Source organism: Cupriavidus nantongensis (assembly GCF_001598055.1).
In the GTDB taxonomy this organism is placed as follows: domain Bacteria; phylum Pseudomonadota; class Gammaproteobacteria; order Burkholderiales; family Burkholderiaceae; genus Cupriavidus; species Cupriavidus nantongensis.
In genome coordinates this window covers 2,171,157-2,189,937 of record NZ_CP014844.1, presented here as the reverse complement: position 1 = coordinate 2,189,937, position 18,781 = coordinate 2,171,157, and the positions used below count along the sequence as shown (strand labels likewise).

At 69.0% G+C, this 18,781-nt stretch carries 15 protein-coding genes; 5 read left to right on the top strand and 10 right to left on the bottom strand.

Translation table 11 applies throughout. From position 1 onward, the window contains the following. Positions 1 to 210: 210 nt before the first annotated feature. The 3 genes from A2G96_RS10270 to phaC all read right to left on the bottom strand — a co-directional run bounded on the left by A2G96_RS10270 (position 211) and on the right by phaC (position 4,066). Positions 211 to 951, bottom strand: coding sequence for a 3-ketoacyl-ACP reductase (locus tag A2G96_RS10270; protein ID WP_012352634.1), 741 nt, complete (start codon positions 949 to 951; stop codon positions 211 to 213). Positions 952 to 1,022: 71 nt separating this feature from the next. Continuing rightward, entirely contained in the window at positions 1,023 to 2,204 is a 1,182-nt protein-coding gene (locus tag A2G96_RS10265) for an acetyl-CoA C-acetyltransferase (RefSeq protein ID WP_062798979.1), read from the bottom strand. Positions 2,205 to 2,284: 80 nt separating this feature from the next. Beyond that, positions 2,285 to 4,066, bottom strand: coding sequence for a class I poly(R)-hydroxyalkanoic acid synthase (phaC, locus tag A2G96_RS10260; protein ID WP_062798976.1), 1,782 nt, complete (start codon positions 4,064 to 4,066; stop codon positions 2,285 to 2,287). A 447-nt stretch (positions 4,067 to 4,513) separates the two neighbouring features. Between phaC and A2G96_RS10255 the strand changes: the two genes are divergently transcribed. Further along, on the top strand, positions 4,514 to 4,741 hold the full coding sequence (locus tag A2G96_RS10255) for a hypothetical protein (RefSeq protein ID WP_062798974.1): 228 nt from the start codon (positions 4,514 to 4,516) through the stop codon (positions 4,739 to 4,741). A gap of 12 nt (positions 4,742 to 4,753) precedes the next feature. Here the strand turns inward: A2G96_RS10255 and pgeF are convergent, their stop codons facing one another. Together pgeF and A2G96_RS10245 are read right to left on the bottom strand one after the other, a co-directional pair. Then, a complete protein-coding gene (gene pgeF, locus A2G96_RS10250; RefSeq protein ID WP_062798972.1) occupies positions 4,754 to 5,566 on the bottom strand; it encodes a peptidoglycan editing factor PgeF in 813 nt (270 codons plus the stop codon). Then, positions 5,550 to 6,809 (bottom strand): RluA family pseudouridine synthase, encoded by a 1,260-nt coding sequence (locus A2G96_RS10245; RefSeq protein WP_062798970.1) that lies wholly within the window; start codon positions 6,807 to 6,809, stop codon positions 5,550 to 5,552. The genes pgeF and A2G96_RS10245 overlap by 17 nt, the downstream gene beginning before the upstream one ends. A 17-nt stretch (positions 6,810 to 6,826) precedes the next feature. Here A2G96_RS10245 and A2G96_RS10240 point away from each other — a divergent pair, with 17 nt between their 5' ends. Next, positions 6,827 to 7,657 carry an outer membrane protein assembly factor BamD gene (locus tag A2G96_RS10240; protein ID WP_082818907.1) on the top strand — a complete coding sequence of 277 codons (831 nt, stop codon included), beginning with the start codon at positions 6,827 to 6,829 and terminating at the stop codon, positions 7,655 to 7,657. A gap of 96 nt (positions 7,658 to 7,753) precedes the next feature. On the opposite strand, the gene A2G96_RS10235 is transcribed toward A2G96_RS10240, so the two are convergent. From A2G96_RS10235 to A2G96_RS10225, 3 genes are all read right to left on the bottom strand, one after another. Continuing rightward, on the bottom strand, positions 7,754 to 9,940 hold the full coding sequence (locus A2G96_RS10235; RefSeq protein ID WP_062798966.1) for a DNA repair helicase YoaA: 2,187 nt from the start codon (positions 9,938 to 9,940) through the stop codon (positions 7,754 to 7,756). Between the two features lie 76 nt (positions 9,941 to 10,016). Further along, positions 10,017 to 10,220 carry a DUF465 domain-containing protein gene (locus tag A2G96_RS10230; protein ID WP_062798964.1) on the bottom strand — a complete coding sequence of 68 codons (204 nt, stop codon included), beginning with the start codon at positions 10,218 to 10,220 and terminating at the stop codon, positions 10,017 to 10,019. A 32-nt stretch (positions 10,221 to 10,252) separates the two neighbouring features. Further along, positions 10,253 to 11,059, bottom strand: a complete 807-nt coding sequence (locus A2G96_RS10225) for a hypothetical protein (protein ID WP_062798963.1) — start codon at positions 11,057 to 11,059, stop codon at positions 10,253 to 10,255. Positions 11,060 to 11,225: 166 nt separating this feature from the next. Here A2G96_RS10225 and A2G96_RS10220 point away from each other — a divergent pair, with 166 nt between their 5' ends. Next, a complete protein-coding gene (locus tag A2G96_RS10220; protein WP_062798960.1) occupies positions 11,226 to 13,586 on the top strand; it encodes a Tex family protein in 2,361 nt (786 codons plus the stop codon). Positions 13,587 to 13,643: 57 nt separating this feature from the next. Here A2G96_RS10220 and A2G96_RS10215 read toward each other — a convergent pair whose 3' ends face one another. Beyond that, the gene (locus A2G96_RS10215) at positions 13,644 to 15,005 is read right to left on the bottom strand and encodes an ATP-binding protein (RefSeq protein ID WP_062798957.1); all 1,362 of its coding nucleotides are present in this window, start codon (positions 15,003 to 15,005) and stop codon (positions 13,644 to 13,646) included. Beyond that, the gene (locus A2G96_RS10210; RefSeq protein ID WP_062798954.1) at positions 15,002 to 15,673 is read right to left on the bottom strand and encodes a response regulator; all 672 of its coding nucleotides are present in this window, start codon (positions 15,671 to 15,673) and stop codon (positions 15,002 to 15,004) included. Before A2G96_RS10210 ends, A2G96_RS10215 begins: the two co-directional genes overlap by 4 nt. Before the next feature lie 212 nt (positions 15,674 to 15,885). On the opposite strand from A2G96_RS10210, the gene A2G96_RS10205 reads away from it, so the two are divergent. Next, entirely contained in the window at positions 15,886 to 17,667 is a 1,782-nt protein-coding gene (locus A2G96_RS10205) for a glycosyltransferase family 39 protein (protein WP_062798951.1), read from the top strand. Between the two features lie 3 nt (positions 17,668 to 17,670). Next, entirely contained in the window at positions 17,671 to 18,726 is a 1,056-nt protein-coding gene (locus A2G96_RS10200) for a bifunctional UDP-4-keto-pentose/UDP-xylose synthase (RefSeq protein WP_062798949.1), read from the top strand. Positions 18,727 to 18,781 lie beyond the last annotated feature (55 nt).

The window sequence follows — 18,781 nt, the reverse complement described above, 5'->3', positions numbered from 1 at the left end:
ATGCCCAACAAAGCACTAAGAAAAGCGAACGGGCTTAAGGAAAACCCGGTAGACCGACGCGCCGCGGCGCCGATTCCGCGCACCCGGAAATGATTCGCGGGCCATCACGGCCCGCGCAAGCGGCGACGGAACGCAGGCTCCGCCGCCTTGTGCGCCGCGCTGGCTGCACCGCAAAACGCGGCCGCCGGCGCGGGCTGGCTGAGCACCAGGTCAGCCCATGTGCAGGCCGCCGTTGAGCGAGAAGTCGGCGCCGGTCGAGAAGCCGGACTCCTCCGACGCCAGCCAGGCGCAGATCGAGGCGATCTCTTCCGGCTCGCCCAGGCGCTTCACCGGGATCGTGCCGACGATCTTGTCGAGCACATCCTGGCGGATGGCCTTGACCATGTCGGTGGCGATATAGCCCGGCGACACCGTGTTCACCGTCACGCCCTTGGTCGCAACTTCCTGCGCCAGCGCCATGGTGAAGCCGTGCAGGCCGGCCTTGGCGGTGGAGTAGTTGGTCTGGCCGAACTGGCCCTTCTGCCCGTTCACCGACGAGATATTGACGATGCGGCCCCAGCCGCGGTCGGCCATGCCGTCGATCACCTGCTTGGTGACGTTGAACAGCGAGGTCAGGTTGGTGTCGATCACCGCATCCCAGTCGGCGCGGGTCATCTTGCGGAACACCACGTCGCGCGTGATACCGGCATTGTTGATCAGCACATCGACTTCGCCGACCTCGGCCTTGACCTTGTCGAAGGCCGCCTTGGTCGAGTCCCAGTCGGCCACGTTGCCTTCGGAGGCGACGAAGTCGAAGCCCAGGGCCTTCTGCTGCTCCAGCCATTTTTCACGGCGCGGCGAGTTGGGGCCGCAGCCGGCCACCACGCGAAAGCCATCCCTGGCCAGCCGCTGGCAGATGGCGGTGCCGATACCACCCATGCCGCCGGTCACATACGCAATGCGCTGAGTCATGTCCACTCCTTGATTGGCTTTTCGTTATTTGCCGCCGGGCCGCGCCATGCGCGCGCCCGGCGCACCCCTTCTTAATTGCGCTCGACCGCCAGCGCCACGCCCATGCCGCCGCCGATGCACAGCGACGCCAGGCCCTTCCTGGCATCGCGGCGCTTCATTTCGTGCAGCAGCGTCACCAGGATACGGCAGCCCGACGCGCCGATCGGGTGGCCGATGGCGATGGCGCCGCCGTTGACGTTGACCTTGGAGGTATCCCAGCCCATCTGCTGGTGCACCGCCAGCGCCTGCGCGGCGAAGGCCTCGTTGATTTCCATCAGGTCCAGGTCCTGCGGGGTCCAGCCGGCGCGCGACAGCGCGCGCTTGGACGCCGGCACCGGGCCCATGCCCATCACCTTCGGGTCCACGCCCGCGTTGGCGTAGCTCTTGATGGTCGCGAGCGGGGTCAGGCCCAGCTCCTTGGCCTTGGCGGCCGACATCACCACCACCGCGGCGGCGCCGTCGTTCAGGCCCGAGGCGTTGGCCGCGGTCACCGTGCCGGCCTTGTCGAAGGCGGGCTTGAGGCCGGCCATGCTGTCGAGCGTGGCGCCGTGGCGCACGAACTCGTCAGTCTTGAACGCCACCGGGTCGCCCTTGCGCTGCGGGATCAGCACCGGCACGATCTCTTCGTCGAACTTGCCGGCCTTCTGCGCGGCCTCGGCCTTGTTCTGCGAGCCCACCGCGAACTCATCCTGCGCTTCGCGCGTGATGCCGTATTCCTTGGCCACGTTTTCGGCGGTGATGCCCATGTGGTACTGGTTGTACACGTCCCACAGGCCGTCGACGATCATGGTGTCGACCAGCTTGGCGTCGCCCATGCGGAAGCCGTCGCGCGAGCCCGGCAGCACGTGCGGCGCGGCGCTCATGTTTTCCTGGCCGCCGGCGACCACGATCTCGGCGTCGCCCGCCATGATGGCGTTGGCCGCCATCATCACGGCCTTCAGGCCCGAGCCGCACACCTTGTTGATGGTCATGGCCGGCACCATCGCCGGCAGGCCGGCCTTGATCGAAGCCTGGCGCGCCGGGTTCTGGCCCGAGCCGGCGGTCAGCACCTGGCCCATGATCACTTCGCTGACCTGGTCCGGCTGGATGCCGGCACGCTCGAGCGCGGCCTTGATCACCACGGCACCCAGTTCCGGCGCCGGAATCTTCGCCAGCGAGCCGCCAAATTTGCCTACCGCGGTACGGGCCGCGGATACGATGACAACGTCAGTCATGGTGTAGTCCTCTCAATGGAAACAGGGACCCGCGGTCCGCCGGCGCCCGCGCTGGGCGCACGCCGGCGGGCGCGCGGGCATCAAGCCTTGGCTTTGACGTATCGCCCAGGCGCGGGTTCGATCGCAGGGTAGCGCGCATTGCCGTACTGCGCAGGCGCGGCGCGCCTGGCGCCGGCATGGCTCGCCAGCCATGCCGACCAGTCCGGCCACCAGCTGCCGGAGTGCTCGGTGGCGCCGGCCAGCCACTGCTGCGGCGACGCCGGCAAGGCGTCGTTGGTCCAGTGGCTGCGCTTTTTCTTTGCCGGCGGATTGATCACGCCGGCGATATGGCCGGACGCGCCCAGCACGAAGCGCAGCTTGTTCTTCAGCAGCGCGGTCGAGGCATAGGCCGCGGTCCACGGCACGATATGGTCCTCGCGCGAGCCGTAGAGGTAGGTCGGCACGTCGATGCTGCCCAGGTCAACCGGCGCATTGCATACGGTCAGCTTGCCGGGCACCTTCAGCTCGTTCTGCAGGTAGGTGTGGCGCAGGTACCAGCAGTACCACGGCCCCGGCAGGTTGGTCGCGTCGCCGTTCCAGAACAGCAGGTCGAACGGCACCGGGGTGTTGCCCTTCAGGTAGTTGTCGACCACGTAGTTCCACACCAGGTCGTTCGGGCGCAGGAACGAGAAGGTGTTGGCCAGCTCCAGCCCGCGCAGCAGCGCGCACGGCGCGCCGGCACCGCCGCCCAGCGTGGCTTCGCGCAACTGCACGTGGCCCTCGTCGACGAAGACGTCGAGGATGCCGGTGTCGGCAAAGTCCAGCAGCGTGGTCAGCAGCGTCAGGCTCGCGGCCGGATGCTCGCCGCGCGCGGCCAGCACCGCGAGCGCGGTCGAAATGATGGTGCCGCCGACGCAGAAGCCGAGCACGTTGATCTGGTCCTCGCCGCTGATGTCGCGCGCGACTTCGATGGCGCGGATGGCGGCGTGCTCGATGTAGTCGTCCCAGGTGCGCGACGCCATGCTGGCATCGGGATTGCGCCACGACACCAGGAAGACCGTATGGCCCTGCTCCACCGTGTGCCGCACCAGCGAGCTTTCGGGCTGCAGGTCAAGGATGTAGTACTTGTTGATGCAGGGCGGCACCATCAGCAGCGGGCGCGCATGGACCTTGGCGGTGAGCGGCTTGTACTGCAGCAGCTGGAAGTATTCGTTTTCGTAGACCACCGCGCCTTCGGTCACGGCGACATTGCGGCCCACTTCGAACGCGGTCTCGTCGGTCTGCGAGATCTTGCCCCGCGTCAGGTCTTCCATCATGTTGCGCACGCCGGCGCGCAGCGATTCGCCGCCCGATTCGATCAGCAGGCGCTGCGCTTCGGGATTGGTGGCGAGGAAGTTGGCGGGCGACATCGCGTCGACCCACTGCGAGATCGCGAAGCGGATGCGCTGGCGCGTCTTGGCATCGGCCTCGACCGCATCGGCAAGCTCGGTCAGCGCGCGGGCGTTGAGCAGGTAGAAAGCGGCGGCGTAACGGTACGGCACGTTGTTGCGCCAGGCGTCGCCGGCAAAGCGGCGGTCGTGCAGCGGCCCGGTGCCTTCGGGCTTGCCCTCGGCCAGCGCCTGCCACAGCGCGGCGAAGTCCTTCATGTAGCGCTGCTGGATGTCGGCCAGCTGGGCCGGCGCGATCTTGACGCCTGCCAGCGAATCGAGGGCCGGGATGCCGGCCATCATGCCGGATGCGGCCGCGTGGCCGTTGCCTTCAGTGCCCTGCCACTGGCGGGACCATTCCAGCCAGGTGGCTGGATCGAATGGCCCCGGCGTGAACTTGGGTGGTTGGGACTTGCCTTCCTGCGTGGAAGCTGCCGCACCTTTGCCGGTCGCCATGATCAGTTTTGTCTCTCTGCCGTCACTATTCGAACCGGCTCCGGGCATTGCCCTGGCCGGCACTATGCATGGGGAGATGCTATCCGAATGGACCCGGCTCCAGCCCTTCCCAGGCGGGAGGGGTCAGCCGGCACATCTGCCCTGGAACTGGTCTGGAACCCCGGGCCGCACAAGCTGCGGCCAGGGCTTGCATCCATTCCGATAGCGGCTCCCTTTTATCCGGCGGGCGCGGTTCCTCGGTTGCCTGCGCCATGCGTTATGCTTGCCGGAAAAACCTGGGAATCGTCAGCGATTCCGAGACATTCGAGGCCATTGTTGCCTTGCAACGCGCGCGCTGTCAATGCGGAAATCCGCCCCGGCGCCGCGCGCTGCCCGACCTACCGGACGGTAATGCAGCACACGCACCTGCCGAGGCCATCGAGCATAGTCGAGAAGGATGAAATTCTGATGTACATCGTGGCCATTGGCTGGCTCTACGTGGCGCTGATGATGGCGATCGCCGAGCACAACGTGGTGGCGGGGGTCGCCACCTTCCTGATGTATGGGGCCGCGCCGGTCGCGCTGGTGCTTTACATCATGGGCACGCCCGGCCGGCGCCGGCGCAGGGCCGAGGCCGAACGCGCGCTGCAGAAGAACGCCGTGCCCGGCGAGGCCGCGAAGCGCGCGGACGAGTAAGGCCGCGACGGCTCAGTCGGCCAGCCAGACCAGGCTGGCCATGCGGCCGGTCACGCCATCGCGCCGGTAGGAGTAGAAGCGTTCGGCATCGGCAACGGTGCAGGCATTGCCGCCGTGGATGTCGACACAGCCCGCGCGGGCCAGGCGCGTGCGCGCCAGCGCATAGATGTCGGCAAAGTACTTGCCCGATGTTCCCGATGCGCCGGCGCGGAACGCCGCGGCCACCGCGGCGTGTTCGTGCGGGCGCGCCTGCGCAAGGAAAGCCTCGCGCACCTCGGCGCCGACCTCGAACGCATCGGGCCCGATCGCCGGACCCAGCCATGCCAGCCAGCGCGTGGCAGCGCCGCCGGCGGCCGCCTGCATCCGCGCCAGCGTGGCCTCGATCACGCCATTGCACAGGCCGCGCCAGCCCGCATGCGCGGCGCCCACCACCGTCCCCTGTGCATCGCACAGCAGCACCGGCAGGCAGTCGGCTGTCATCACGGCGCACACGTGGCCCGGCGTGATTGCCAGGCTCGCATCGGCCTGCGGCACGGGATCGCCCGGTGCGGCCACATGGTCAACCGTCGCGACCGCGCAGCCATGCACCTGTTCCAGCCATTGCGGCATCGATGGCAGGCACGCGGCCAGCCGCGCGCGGTTGCGCGCGACGTCGGCCGCATCGTCGCCAACATGGGTGCCCAGGTTCAGGCCGCCCGGCATGCCGCCGGCCAGCCCGTACGGACCCTGGCTGACCCCGCCCTGGCGCGTGGTAGACAGCGCGCGCACGCGCGCCGGCGCGGGCCAGTCCGGCACCAGCCAGGCGGGATCAGGCGTCGCGCTCATCGCCGTCACCGTCGTCGTCGTCATCGCCGGCGTATTCCCAGTGCGCTTTGCCGCCTTCCCACACTTCGTCCCAGGCCTCGTCCTCGTCGTCGGCCTGCGCGCTCTCGAAGTCGAGCGCATCGATCAGCGCCTGCAGGTCCTCGGGCGGCTGCGCGGTCCACGACATATGCTTGCCGGTGGCCGGATGCACCAGGCCGAGCTTGTACGCATGCAGCGCCTGGCGCTCGTACGGCACCGGCAGCGGCACGCGGATCGCGGGACGCTGGCCGCGCTGGGTGGCGCGGAAATAGACCGGGTCGCCCACCAGCGGATGGCCGATCGATTCGAAATGCACGCGGATCTGGTGGGTGCGGCCGGTCTCGAGCTTGCACATCACCATCGACACAAAGCCGCGCCCCAGCGGCACCGTGGCCAGCGTGCGGAAATGCGTGCGCGACGGCTTGCCGCTGGCGGTCTGCACGATCGCCATGCGGGTGCGCTCGCGCGGGTCGCGGCCGATGGGCGCGTCGATGGTGCCCTCGTCATAGGTGCGGCCCCACACCAGCGCGATATAGGTGCGCTTGACCGTGCGCGCCTGCAGCTGCCGCACCAGGTCGGTCTGCGCGGTCAGCGTGCGCGCCACCACCATCAGCCCCGAGGTTTCCTTGTCGAGCCGGTGCACGATGCCCGCGCGCGGCAGCGACGCGGCGCCGGGGTCGCGATGCAGCAGGCCATTGAGCACGGTGCCGCTCCAGTTGCCGGCGGCGGGATGCACCACGAGGCCGGCGGGCTTGTTGATCACCAGCAGGGTGTCGTCCTCGTAGACCACGTCGAGCGGCACGTCTTCGGGCGCGAAGGCCGATGATTCCGGCGCGGCCTGCGGCTGCACCTCGATGCGGTTGCCCATCTGCACCGCGTCGCGCGGACGACGCACCTGGCCGTCGACGCGCACCGCGCCGCTTTCGATCCACTGCTGCAGGCGGCTGCGCGAAAACTCGCTGAAGTGACGCGCCAGCAATTTGTCGAGACGCTCGCCATGCGAGGCGCTGTCCACCTCCAGCGACAGGGTCATGGCCGCGTCGGCCGCATCGACAGCGGCTGCGGGCGCGTCGACGGCATCGTCGAACTCATCCGCGCTGGCCTCGAAATCGGCCACCACCGCGGCGGCGCGCACCCGTTCGGGCGGCAGTCCTCCCACGCCGTCTCCGGCTTGCGGGTCGGGCTGGGGGCTTGGGCTATAATGCTTGACGCTATTTTTCTTCATCCGGGATACGATTGCCCATGCAATTGCAGAGCATGAAACGCGCGCGCTGGCGCACGACAATTGGAGCGGTTCTGCTCGCAGGCGGCTGCGTCATGCTGTCGGCATGCGGCCTGCTCGCGGACCAACCCGACGAGACCGCTGGCTGGTCGGCCAACAAATTATATTCGGAAGCCAAGGATGCCCTGGATGGCGGCGACTACACCCGCGCCGTCAAGCTGTATGAAAAGCTCGAGGGCCGCTATCCGTTCGGACGCTATGCGCAGCAGGCGCAGATCGACACCGCCTACGCCAACTACAAGGACGGCGAGACCGCGGCCGCGCTGGCGGCGGTGGACCGCTTCATCCAGCTGCACCCGAACCACCCCACCATCGATTACGCCTACTACCTGAAGGGGCTGATCAACTTCAACGACAACCTCGGCTGGCTGGGCCGCTTCTCGGGCCAGGACCTGAGCGAGCGCGATCCCAAGGCCGCGCGCGCCGCCTACGATGCCTTCCATACGCTGATCACGCGCTACCCGGAAAGCAAGTACACGCCCGACGCCACGCTGCGCATGCAGTACATCGTCAACTCGCTGGCCCAGCATGAAGTGCACGCCGCGCGCTATTACTTCCGGCGCGGCGCCTACCTGGCGGCGGTCAACCGCGCCCAGCAGTCGCTGAAGGACTACGACGGCGCGCCGGCCAACGAAGAGGCGCTGTACATCATGATCCGCTCGTACGACGCGATGGGCATGAAGGACCTGCGCGACGACACCGCGCGCGTGATGGAGAAGAACTTCCCGGAGAGCGACTTCATCAAGTACGGCGCGCGCCGCAAGGACAAGTCCTGGTGGGAAGTGTTCTGACGGGAAGTGTTCTGACGCCGCCGCGCAAGCAGCGATAAAAAAACGGGACGTGTCGGATGACCGTCCCGTTTTTCTTTTGCCCGCGGTCCGTCGTGATCAGTCGGCCGACGGATCCCCGGCGTCGGTTTCGTCCTGCTGCCCGGCGGGCGCACCGCGCAGCGACTCGAGGAAGCGCACCACCGTGGCGGCTTCGCGCGTGCGTGTGAACGGCGGCAGACTCTGCCAGATCTGGCGCCCGTAGGGCTTCTCGACCAGGCGCGTATCGAAGATCGCCAGCACGCCGCGGTCCGATTCGGAACGGATCAGCCGCCCCGCGCCCTGCTTGAGCGTGATCACCGCATGCGGCAGCTGGTGCACGGCAAACGGGCTCAGGCCCTTCTTCTGCAGCACTTCCATGCGCGCGGCCAGCACCGGATCGTCGGGCGGCGCGAACGGCAGCTTGTCGATGATCACCAGCGACAGCGCCTCGCCGCGCACGTCCACGCCTTCCCAGAAGCTCTGGCTGCCGACCAGCACCGCATTGCCCAGCTCGCGGAAGCGGTCCAGCAGTTCGGTGCGGCTGGCCTGGCCCTGCACCAGCAGCGGCAGGTTCAGCCCGCGTTCGGCAAAGGCATCGTAGAGCAGGTCCGAGGCGCGCTGCACCGCGCGCAGCGTGGTGCACAGCAGGAAGGTGCGCCCGCCGGCGGCCTCGATCAGCGGCAGCGCGGCCTGCACCACCGCATCGGTGAACTGCGGCGACTGCGGCGCGGGCATGTCGCGCGGCACGTACAGCAGGCCCTGCTTGGCGTAATCGAACGGGCTCGGCAGCGTCAGCGAGCGTTCCTTGTCGAGGCCCAGCTGCGCAGCGTAGTGGGTGAAATTGCCCTTCACCGACAGCGTCGCCGAGGTGAACACCCACGCGCGCGGCTGGCCGCCGCGCTGGCGCGTGAAGATCGGCGCGATCGACAGCGGCGTGCGGTGCAGCTGCACGGTGTGCGAGAACACCTCGACCCAGCGCACGGTTTCCGGGCCGGTCGCCGCCGCGGCCTCTCCCTGCTCCTCGCCCTCCTGTGGCTGTGGCGCCGGTGCAGCGGGGGCATCGGTGCGCCAGGCGGCCAGCTTGTTGGCCAGTTCCAGCGCGCGGCGGTGGCATTGCTGCAGCGATTCGGCGCGCTCGGCCTGGCTTTCGAGCATCTCGACGAAGTCGGACAGCGCCGCGTCGAGCGCATCGAGGGTCTCGTTGAAGGGTTCGGCGATGCGGCGGTCGGCCTCGATCTGCCCCAGCGCCAGGCGTGCGTTGTCCTTGCCGAAGGCCAGGCGCAGGTCGCGCGCGGCGCGTTCCAGCGGCGCGCCCAGCGCGACCCAGTCGACCGCATCGCGTGCGTGCGACAGGCCTTCGGCCACGGTGTCGCGCGCGATCTCGAGCAGCTGGCTGGTCGACAGGGTCTCGCCGAAGAACAGCGTCGCGGTCTCGGGCAGCTGGTGCGCCTCGTCGAAGATCACGGTGTTGGCGGCGGGCAGCAGCTCGGCCATGCCGGTGTCGCGCAGCACCACGTCGGCAAAGAACAGGTGGTGGTTGACCACCACCACGTCGGCCTGCTGCGCTTCCTTGCGCGCGCGCATCACGAAGCAGTCCTTGTAGTACGGGCATTCCGAACCGAGGCAGTTGTCGCGCGTGGAGGTCACCATCTGCCACACCGGGGCGTTCTCCGGCACCGACGCCAGTTCCGCCTTGTCGCCGGTCGAGGTTTCCTTGATAAAGCGCCCGATCTCGCGCAGCCACGCTGCATCCTGGCGCGAGGCCAGGCGCCCGCCGGCCTGCGCGCGCTCCAGGTGGTAGTGGCAGACGTAGTTGGCGCGCCCCTTGAGCAGCGCCACCGAGACCGGCACGTTGAGCGCGTGGCGCACGGTCGGGATGTCGCGCAGGAACAGCTGGTCCTGCAGGTTCTTGGTGCCGGTCGACAGGATCACCTTGCCGCCCCACAGCATCGCGGGCACCAGGTAGGCGTAGGTCTTGCCGGTGCCGGTGCCGGCCTCGACGATGACGGAATCGTTCTGCGCGATCGCGCCGGCGACGGCCTCGGCCATCTTGTGCTGCGACGCGCGCGGGCGGTAGCCGGGAATGGCCTGCGCCAGCGTACCGGTATCGGCAAAGATGGTGGCAAGCTCGGCGCCGCGGCTGGCGGCGGCATCGGCCTGCGCGGCATGGGCGGGCGCCGCGGCCTCGCCGGGGTCGCTGGGGTCGCTGGGGTCGCTCGGGTCGCTGTCCAGGGACAACTGGCGGGAATCGGGAAGATCGGACAAGGTGGGGAATGTTGTATGGGCTGCGGCTAACCGGCAGCGCTTGCCGGCCATCGCCGCGCCCGGGGCGCGTCGGCGCTCAGGCCGGCACGTCGGGTTCGAGCTGCAGCTGCAGCAGCGTGATGGCGTCCTTCAGCTTGAGCCGGCGCTTCTTCAGCCGGCGCAGCTGCAATTCGTCGTGGAGCGCATCGCCGGCCAGCCGGTCGATCAGGTAGTCGAGATCGCGGTGCTCGATCTGCAGCTCCATGATGCGCCGTTCCAGGGTATTGAGGTTGCTGTCCATCTATGCCTCCGCTGCCATCACGGTGCCGGGGCTCAGAAGCCGAACGGACGCGGCGCCGACGCCGGACCCTGTTGCTGCTCCCGGGCCTTGGCGCGCCGCTCTTCCAGCGCCTTCTGGCGCTGTTCGAGGTCGCGCTGCTTGGCTTCGTATGCCTTCACGTTCTCCTCGCGCTGGCGGGCCTGTTGCGCGCCCTTATGCTGCGCCTCGCGCATGCGGGCGTCGAAGTCGGACTGCTTCTGCTCGTAGGCCTGCGCGTTGGCGGCGCGCTGCGGGGCCTCGGCCTGGCGCTGCGCGTCGCGCAGCTGCAGTTCCTGCTGCTTCTTCTCGTATGCCTCGCGGCTGGATTGCTCGCTGGCGGCGCGCTGCGGCTGGCTGGCCTCGAACTCGGCGCGGCGCAGGGCCTGTTCGCGGTCGCGCTCGGCGGCGCGGTGGGCGCGTTCGGCCTCGCCCACTTCCAGTTCGCGCTTGCGCAGCACCTGCAGCTCCTCGCGCTGGATTTCCTTGGCGTTGTCGATGCAGCGGGTGACGAAGAACTTGCTGTAGCACTCGCGCTCGGCGGCGGCAAAGCGGTAGTTGGTCCACGCGCGCGAATCGCCGATGGCCTTGCGCTCGGCGGCAAAGTCGCGCACCGCGGCAGGTGCAGGCGTGGCCGCGGGCGCCGAAGCCTGCGCCTGCACCTGCGCCTGTGCCGCGCGCAGCGGCATCAGCGCGGCGCAGGCCGCCACGGCTGCGGCAGCCAGGGCGCCGCGGCGGAACAAGGTGAATTCGGGCACGTTGGCGATGGTTGGCATGGCCGGATGGGTGGCCTGGTCGGCGGCCGGGCGGGACTTGACGATCATGTCCGGATTCTAGCATCCGGGCCGCTCACGGGCCTGCCTGCCGGCACCCGCGCACGTGCGCGCAACGCCTCCCGCAAGCGCCGCGCCGCCGGCCCCGCCGGAGGCCTGCGCGCTTGTGGCAAAATGCCCCGCTTTCGACTGACTGCGTCTCACGCTGCGTTCCACGATGTCCAACCTGCCCGCATCCGTCTCGCAAAAGATCGTCGCGCTCATCGCGGCCGAACTGTCCGTGCAGCCCCGCCAGGTGGCCGCGGCCGTGGCGCTGCTCGATGAAGGCGCGACCGTCCCCTTTATCGCCCGCTACCGCAAGGAAGTGACCGGCAACCTCGACGACACGCAGCTGCGCAACCTCGAAGAGCGCCTGCTGTACCTGCGCGACATGGAAGACCGCCGCGCCGCGATCCTGGCGTCGATCGAGGAGCAAGGCAAGCTCACGCCCGAGCTGCAGGCCGCGATCGAAGCCGCGCAAACCAAGCAGGCGCTGGAAGACCTCTACCTGCCCTACAAGCCCAAGCGCCGCACCCGCGCCCAGATCGCGCGCGAATGCGGGCTCGAGCCGCTGGCGCTGGCGTTGCTGGCCGATCCCACGCTCGACCCGCAGGCCGAGGCGGCGAAGTACGTCAACGGCAATCCCACCGCCGACGGCGGCGTGCCCGACGTCAAGGCCGCGCTGGACGGCGCGCGCGACATCCTGTCGGAGCAGTTCGGCGAAACCGCCGAGCTGCTGGGCAAGCTGCGCGAGCACCTGTGGAACCACGGCGTGGTCGCCTCCACGGTGATGGAAGGCAAGGAAACCGCGGAAGAAGAGAAATTCCGCGACTACTACAACTACAGCGAGACCCTGCGCACGGTGCCGTCGCATCGCGCGCTGGCACTGTTCCGCGGGCGCAATGCCGGCGTGCTGATGATCAAGCTGGGGCTGGGCGAAGAGCAGGACGCGATGGTGCCGCACCCGTGCGAAGGCATGATCGCGCGCCATGTCGGCATCCAGCAGCTGGGCCGCCCCGCCGACAAGTGGCTGGGCGACGTGTGCCGCTGGTGCTGGCGCGTCAAGGTGCAGCCGCACCTGGAGACCGAGCTGCTGACGCAGCTGCGTGAGACCGCCGAAAGCGAGGCCATCAAGGTGTTCGGCCGCAACCTGCATGAGCTGCTGCTGGCGGCACCGGCCGGTCCCAAGGCGGTGATGGGCATCGACCCCGGCATCCGCACCGGCTGCAAGGTGGCGGTGGTCGACAGCACCGGCAAGCTGCTGGAGACCGCCACCATCTATCCGCACGAGCCGCGCCGCGACTGGAACGGCTCGCTGGCCGTGCTGGCGCGCCTGGCAAGGCAGCACGGCGTGGCGCTGGTCTCGATCGGCAACGGCACCGCCAGCCGCGAGACCGACAAGCTGGTGCAGGACCTGATCAAGCAGATGCCCGAGCTCAAGCTGACCAAGATCGTGGTCAGCGAAGCCGGCGCCTCGGTCTACTCGGCGTCCGAACTGGCCGCCAAGGAATTCCCTGACCTGGATGTGTCGCTGCGCGGGGCGGTGTCGATCGCGCGCCGGCTGCAGGATCCGCTCGCCGAGCTGGTCAAGATCGATCCCAAGTCGATCGGCGTGGGCCAGTACCAGCACGACGTCAACCAGCGCGAACTGGCGCGCGCGCTCGACGCGGTGGTCGAGGACTGCGTCAACGCCGTCGGCGTCGACGTCAACACCGCCTCGGCGCCGCTGCTGGCGCGCGTGTCGGGCCTGAATTCGGTGCTGGCGCGCAATATCGTCGAGTTCCGCGACGCCAACGGCGCCTTCGCCAACCGCAATGCGCTGAAGCAGGTGCCGCGCCTGGGCGACAAGACCTTCGAGCAGGCCGCCGGATTCCTGCGCATCAACGACGGCGACAATCCGCTCGACCGCTCGTCGGTGCACCCGGAAGCGTATCCGGTGGTGCAGCGCATCCTCGACCACGTCAAGAAGGGCCTGCGCGATGTGATGGGCAACCGCGAAGCGCTGCGCGGCCTGGCGCCGGAAAAGTTCACCGACGATGCGTTCGGCCTGCCCACCGTGCGCGACATCCTGTCCGAACTGGAAAAGCCGGGCCGCGACCCGCGCCCGGAATTCAAGACCGCGACCTTCCAGGAAGGCGTGGAGGACGTCAAGGACCTGCAGCCCGGCATGGTGCTCGAAGGCGTGGTCACCAACGTCGCCGCGTTCGGCGCGTTTGTCGATATCGGCGTGCACCAGGACGGCCTGGTGCATATCTCGGCGCTGTCGAACAAGTTCGTCAAGGACGCGCACGAAGTGGTCAAGGCCGGCCAGATCGTCAAGGTCAAGGTGATGGAGGTCGACGTCAAGCGCAACCGCATCGGCCTGTCGATGCGGCTCGACGACGAGCCCGGCCAGGCCGCGACGCGCGCCGGTGGTGGTGACCGCGGTGGTGACCGCGGCGGCCAGCGCAACGGCGGCGCCAAGGGCTTCGGCGGCGGCCGCCGCGAGCCGGAGCCGGCCGGCGCCATGGCCGCTGCCTTCGCCAAGCTCAAGCGCTGAGCGCGGCTGCTTGGGACACAACGCCCCGCACGGGAAGCCGTGCGGGGCGTTGTCCTTTCAGACGCCTTGGACGATGCGTACGTCCAGGCCTTTGCCGGGTCCGCCGTTGGCGTCGGCGCGGTTGGCAAACGCCATCTCCAGCCCATGCAGCCGCGCCACCCGCCGTGCGATGGAAATGCCCAGGCCGTGGCCCTGCTCGTGCTGCCCGGCGCCGCGGAAGAAGCGGTCGCCGAGGCGCGCCAGCAGTTCCGGCGCGACGCCCGGGCCCTGGTCGCGCACGGTGATGCTGTCGGGCCGGAACTCGACCAGCACCAGCGCGCCCGGCGGGCTGTAGCGGATGGCGTTGTCGAGCAGGTTGCGCAGCAGCAGCGACAGCAGTGCGGGGTCGCCCGCCACGGGCAAAGGCGACTGGTCGTGCGACGGCCAGGCCAGTTCCACGTCGACCTGCTTCCGCTGCGCCAGCGCCAGGCAATCGGACAGCGCCTGCTGCGCCACCGGCACCCAGTTGACCGGCTGGCGCGACGGCAGCGCGGCGGCGTCCTCGAGCCGGCTCAGCGTCAGCAGCTGCGACACCAGCCGGCCGATGCGGTCGATGCCGGCGGCGACATTGGCCCGCGCCAGCGCGCGTTCGTCGCGGTCGGGCGAGCGCTCGGCGATTTCCCATTGCGCCTTGAGCGCGGCCAGCGGCGTGCGCATCTCGTGCGCGGCATCGGCGGTCAGGCGCCGCTCATGCTCGATCGAATCGGAAACGCGCGCCAGCAGCCGGTTCATCGCGTGCACCAGCGGCACCAGTTCGCCAGGCACGGCATCAAGGCTGAGCGGACGGCGATCGTCCGCGGCGCGCGCCTCGATATCCGCCGACAGCGTGCGCACCGGCGCCATCGCACGCCGCATGAAACCGATCAGCAGGCCGATCAGCAGCGGCAGGCCCACCGCCCACGGCAGCACCTGCGCGGCGATGTAGGACAGGATCAACTCGTTGCGCTCGCCCAGCTGCTGGCCCACGCATACGCGCCAGCCGGTATCGGCATCGTCGAGGTAATAGAGCCGCCAGCGCTGCTTCTCCAGCGTGACGTCGGTAAAGCCCTTGACGCCTTCGGCGCGCGGCAGCTTGTCGCCGTCGGGATCGATATGCAGCGGCTTGCCGTCGGGCAGCCACGCGGCGATGGCGAGGTCGCCCAGGCCGGCATCGCCCAGGTCGCCCTCATCCAGCCGGGGCACGCGCGCACGGGACAGGCCGGCGCCGATGTCGACCAGCGGCACCACCGACTGCATCTGCAGCGCCATGCGCACCATGTCGGTGTCATAGAGTTCGTTGATCTCGTGCCGGGCGCGTACGTAGGTCATGCCCAGCGTCAACAGCCATACCACCGGCGCGGCCACCAGCACCGCCAGCACCAGCCTGCGCTGCAGCGTCATGCGCAGTCCTCGGCCGCGCCCAGCGTGTAGCCGGCGCCGCGGAAGGTGCGCACGATCTTCGGATGGATCTTGCGGCGCAGGTGGTGGATATGGACTTCGAGCGCGTTGCTCTCGATGCCGCCCTGCCAGTCATAGAGCTTGTCGCGCAGCACCTCGCGCGTCAGCAGCCGGTTGGGATGCGCCAGCAGCAGCTCCAGCAGCATGGCTTCGCGGCTGGTCAGCTCGACCGGCTGTCCCTGCCAGTAGGCCTGGCGCGCGGCCGGGTGGAAGGTCAGCGCGCCGTGCTGCCATACCGGCGCCGACATGCCCGCCGCGCGGCGCGTGACCGCGCGCAGCCGCGCCGCCAGCTCGTCGAGCGCGACCGGCTTGACCAGGTAGTCGTCGGCACCGGCATCGAGCCCGCCGATGCGGCTGTCGACGGCATCGCGCGCGGTCAGCACGATCACCGGGATGCGGCTGCCGTGCGCGCGCCAGCGCGCCAGCAGCGTCATGCCGTCGTCGCCGGGCAGGCCCAGGTCGAGCACCACGGCATCGTAGTGGGCCAGCGCGAGCGCGTGGTCGGCATCGGTGCCGTTGCGGAACCAGTCGACCGCGTAGTCGAGCAGCTGCAGGCCGCGGCGCAGACCGTCGCCCAGCATCGGGTCGTCTTCAACGATAAGGAGTCTCATGCTCTGGAGTGGCCTGGAGGTATCACGGCAGCGGATGGCAAAAAGCGCGTCCGCTTAATGTGCCGTTAAGGTTGGCGAATTATGCTCGGCACACCTTTCAGGCGCCTGTCCGTACAACGCGGCGCGCCGCGCCGGCGTGGACATGCTCCGCCCGCGCCGGCCTGCCCGCGCCTGCCCGCGCCCGATTTTCCGCCCATTCCGAGCCGCCCCGCATGCCGCACCGTTCCGATCGCCTTGCCGCCGAGCCCGGGCTTATCGTCTCCCGTGCCGCCACACGCATCGACGGCATGCCGGCACGGATCCCGATGCTGGTGGTGCTGGCCTTTGCGCTGCTGTGGTTCGGCACGCTCGGCCTGCGCCACCTGCTGGGCCCCGATGAAGGCCGCTATGCCGAGATCGCGCGCGAGATGCTGGGCAGCGGCGACTGGATCACGATCCGCTACGACGGCCTGAAGTACTTCGAGAAACCGCCGTTCCACATGTGGATGACGGCGCTGTCGTATGCGCTGTTCGGCATCGGCGACTGGCAGGCGCGGCTGTGCGTGGCGCTGGCCGGTGCGGCGGGGCTGGGGCTCTCGATGCTGGCCGCCGCACGCTGGTTCGGCACGCGCGCCGGCGTGACGGCCGGACTGGTGCTCGCCAGCGCGCCGATGTGGAATGTCGCGGCGCATTTCAACACGCTCGACATGACGTTGTCCGGCGCCATGGCGTGCGTGCTGGCCAGCCTGCTGCTGGCGCAGCATCCCGCGGCGACGCCTGCCGCGCGCCGCCGCTGGATGCTGGCGTGCTGGGCGGCCATGGGCGTAGCGGTGCTGACCAAGGGGCTGGTCGGCGTGGCGCTGCCCGGGCTGGTGCTGGTGCTCTACACCGCCGTCACGCGCGACCTGGCCCTGTGGCGGCGCCTGCATGCGGCGGCCGGGATCGCGCTGATGCTGCTGGTGGCACTGCCGTGGTACTGGCTGGTGGCGCGGCGCAACCCGGAATTCCTGCACTTCTTCTTTATCCATGAGCACTGGCAGCGCTATACCTCGACCGTGCATGCGCGCACCGGCGCGCCGTGGTATTTCGTGCCGCTGCTGGTTGGCGGCTTCCTGCCATGGCTGGGCCTGCTGCCGGGCATGGTGCGCGCCGTCATGCAGCGCGCCGGCGTGGCCCACGCGGCCGGCCCCAACCCGCCGTTCCAGCCCGCGCTGATGGCGGCCCTGTGGGCGCTGGCCATCTTTGTGTTCTTCAGCCTGTCGGGTTCCAAGCTGCCGGGCTACATCGTGCCGATGTTCCCCGCGCTCGGCATCCTTGGCGGCGTGGCGCTGGCGCACACCGGCAACCATGCCTGGACCCGGCAAGTGCGCGCCATGCTGGTGCTGGGCGCCATCGGCCTGCTGGCGAGCCCGGTCGTGGCCACGCTCGACGCCAACAACACCCCCAATGCGCTGTACCGCCACTACGCGATCTGGGCCGCGCTGGCTTGCGCGCTGGTGATCGCAAGTGCCGCCGCGGCCTTGTGGTTGCTGCGGCGCCACGGCCGCATGGCCAGTGTCACGGGCTATGCGTTCGGCATGCTGCTGGCATTTTCGGTCGCGCTGCTCGGCCACGAAGCCATCGGCCGGTCGGCCTCCGGCATCGACCTGGCCGCGCCGATCTCGCGCGTGCTGCGCCCGGACATGCCGCTGTATGGCGTCGGCATGCTTGACCACACGCTGCCGTTCTACCTGCGCCATCCGCTGACCATGGTGGCGCAGGCCGACGAGCTGGCCTTCGGCGCCGCGCAGGAGCCGCAAAAATGGCTGCCGACCGTCGAGGCCTTCGTCGACGCCTGGCAGCATGGTCCGCGCGCGGTCGCGCTGCTATCGCCGCAAGCGTATGCCGCACTGAGCGCGCGCGTGCCGATGCATGTCATCGCGCGCGACTGGCGCCGCGTCGCGGTGTCCAACTTTGCCTTCGCCGGCGAGCGCCAGGCGCGCCAGCCTGTTTCCGATTCCCCTGCCACCCTTTAACGCATGCAAGTCAAGAAAGTACTGATTCTCGGCGTCAACGGCTTCATCGGCCACCACCTGACGCGCCGCATCCTGGAAACCACGCCGTGGGAGGTCTACGGCATGGACATGAACACGGACCGCCTGGGCGACCTGGTCGACCACCCGCGCATGCATTTCTTCGAGGGCGACATCACCATCAACAAGGAGTGGATCGAGTACAACATCCGCAAGTGCGACGTGGTGCTGCCGCTGGTCGCCATCGCCACCCCCGCCACCTACGTGCGCCAGCCGCTGCGCGTATTCGAGCTGGACTTCGAGGCCAACCTGCCGATCGTGCGCGCCGCGGTCAAGTACCGCAAGCACCTGGTGTTCCCGTCAACGTCCGAGGTCTACGGCATGTGCAGCGACGAGGAGTTCGACCCCGAAGCCTCGCCGCTGGTCTACGGCCCGATCAACAAGCCGCGCTGGATCTACGCCTGCTCCAAGCAGCTGATGGACCGCGTGATCCACGCCTATGGCATGGAGCAGGGCCTGAACTACACGCTGTTCCGCCCGTTCAACTGGATCGGCGCGGGGCTGGACTCGATCTTCGAATCGAAGGAAGGCTCGTCGCGCGTGGTGACGCAGTTCCTGGGCCATATCGTGCGCGGCGAACCGATCAGGCTGGTCGACGGCGGCGCGCAGCAACGCGCCTTCGCCGACATCGCCGACGGCATCAGCGCGCTGATGCGCATCATCGAGAATCCCGGCGGCGTGGCCAGCGGCAAAATCTACAACATCGGCAACCCGGACAATATCCACTCGGTGCGCGAGCTCGCCGAGATGATGCTGAAGATGGCGGCCGACTACCCCGAATACGCGCAGGAGGCCCGCCACACGCAGATCGTCGAGACCTCGTCGGGCGACTTCTACGGCAAGGGCTACCAGGACGTGCAGCACCGCGTACCGAAGATCGACAATACCATCGAGGAACTGGGCTGGCGCCCGAAGATCGGCATGGAAGCGGCGCTGCGCCGCATCTTCGAGGCGTACCGGGGGCATGTCAGCGATGCCCGCGTGCTGGTCAACCAGGGCTGAGCGCTGGCGGCGAGCGCGCAGCAAGACGGCGGTGCCAGGCACCGCCGTCTTGCCT

What these genes read in the sequence shown, in the direction of transcription:
- A2G96_RS10225 (WP_062798963.1), bottom strand. Translation starts at nt 11,059, where the DNA reads ATGATCGTCAAGTCCCGCCCGGCCGCCGACCAGGCCACCCATCCGGCC.
- A2G96_RS10255 (WP_062798974.1), top strand. Translation starts at nt 4,514, where the DNA reads ATGTACATCGTGGCCATTGGCTGGCTCTACGTGGCGCTGATGATGGCG.
- pgeF (WP_062798972.1), bottom strand. Translation starts at nt 5,566, where the DNA reads ATGAGCGCGACGCCTGATCCCGCCTGGCTGGTGCCGGACTGGCCCGCG.
- A2G96_RS10240 (WP_082818907.1), top strand. Translation starts at nt 6,827, where the DNA reads ATGCAATTGCAGAGCATGAAACGCGCGCGCTGGCGCACGACAATTGGA.
- phaC (WP_062798976.1), bottom strand. Translation starts at nt 4,066, where the DNA reads ATGGCGACCGGCAAAGGTGCGGCAGCTTCCACGCAGGAAGGCAAGTCC.
- A2G96_RS10205 (WP_062798951.1), top strand. Translation starts at nt 15,886, where the DNA reads ATGCCGCACCGTTCCGATCGCCTTGCCGCCGAGCCCGGGCTTATCGTC.
- A2G96_RS10270 (WP_012352634.1), bottom strand. Translation starts at nt 951, where the DNA reads ATGACTCAGCGCATTGCGTATGTGACCGGCGGCATGGGTGGTATCGGC.
- A2G96_RS10245 (WP_062798970.1), bottom strand. Translation starts at nt 6,809, where the DNA reads ATGAAGAAAAATAGCGTCAAGCATTATAGCCCAAGCCCCCAGCCCGAC.
- A2G96_RS10265 (WP_062798979.1), bottom strand. Translation starts at nt 2,204, where the DNA reads ATGACTGACGTTGTCATCGTATCCGCGGCCCGTACCGCGGTAGGCAAA.
- A2G96_RS10215 (WP_062798957.1), bottom strand. Translation starts at nt 15,005, where the DNA reads ATGACGCTGCAGCGCAGGCTGGTGCTGGCGGTGCTGGTGGCCGCGCCG.
- A2G96_RS10220 (WP_062798960.1), top strand. Translation starts at nt 11,226, where the DNA reads ATGTCCAACCTGCCCGCATCCGTCTCGCAAAAGATCGTCGCGCTCATC.
- A2G96_RS10230 (WP_062798964.1), bottom strand. Translation starts at nt 10,220, where the DNA reads ATGGACAGCAACCTCAATACCCTGGAACGGCGCATCATGGAGCTGCAG.
- A2G96_RS10210 (WP_062798954.1), bottom strand. Translation starts at nt 15,673, where the DNA reads ATGAGACTCCTTATCGTTGAAGACGACCCGATGCTGGGCGACGGTCTG.
- A2G96_RS10200 (WP_062798949.1), top strand. Translation starts at nt 17,671, where the DNA reads ATGCAAGTCAAGAAAGTACTGATTCTCGGCGTCAACGGCTTCATCGGC.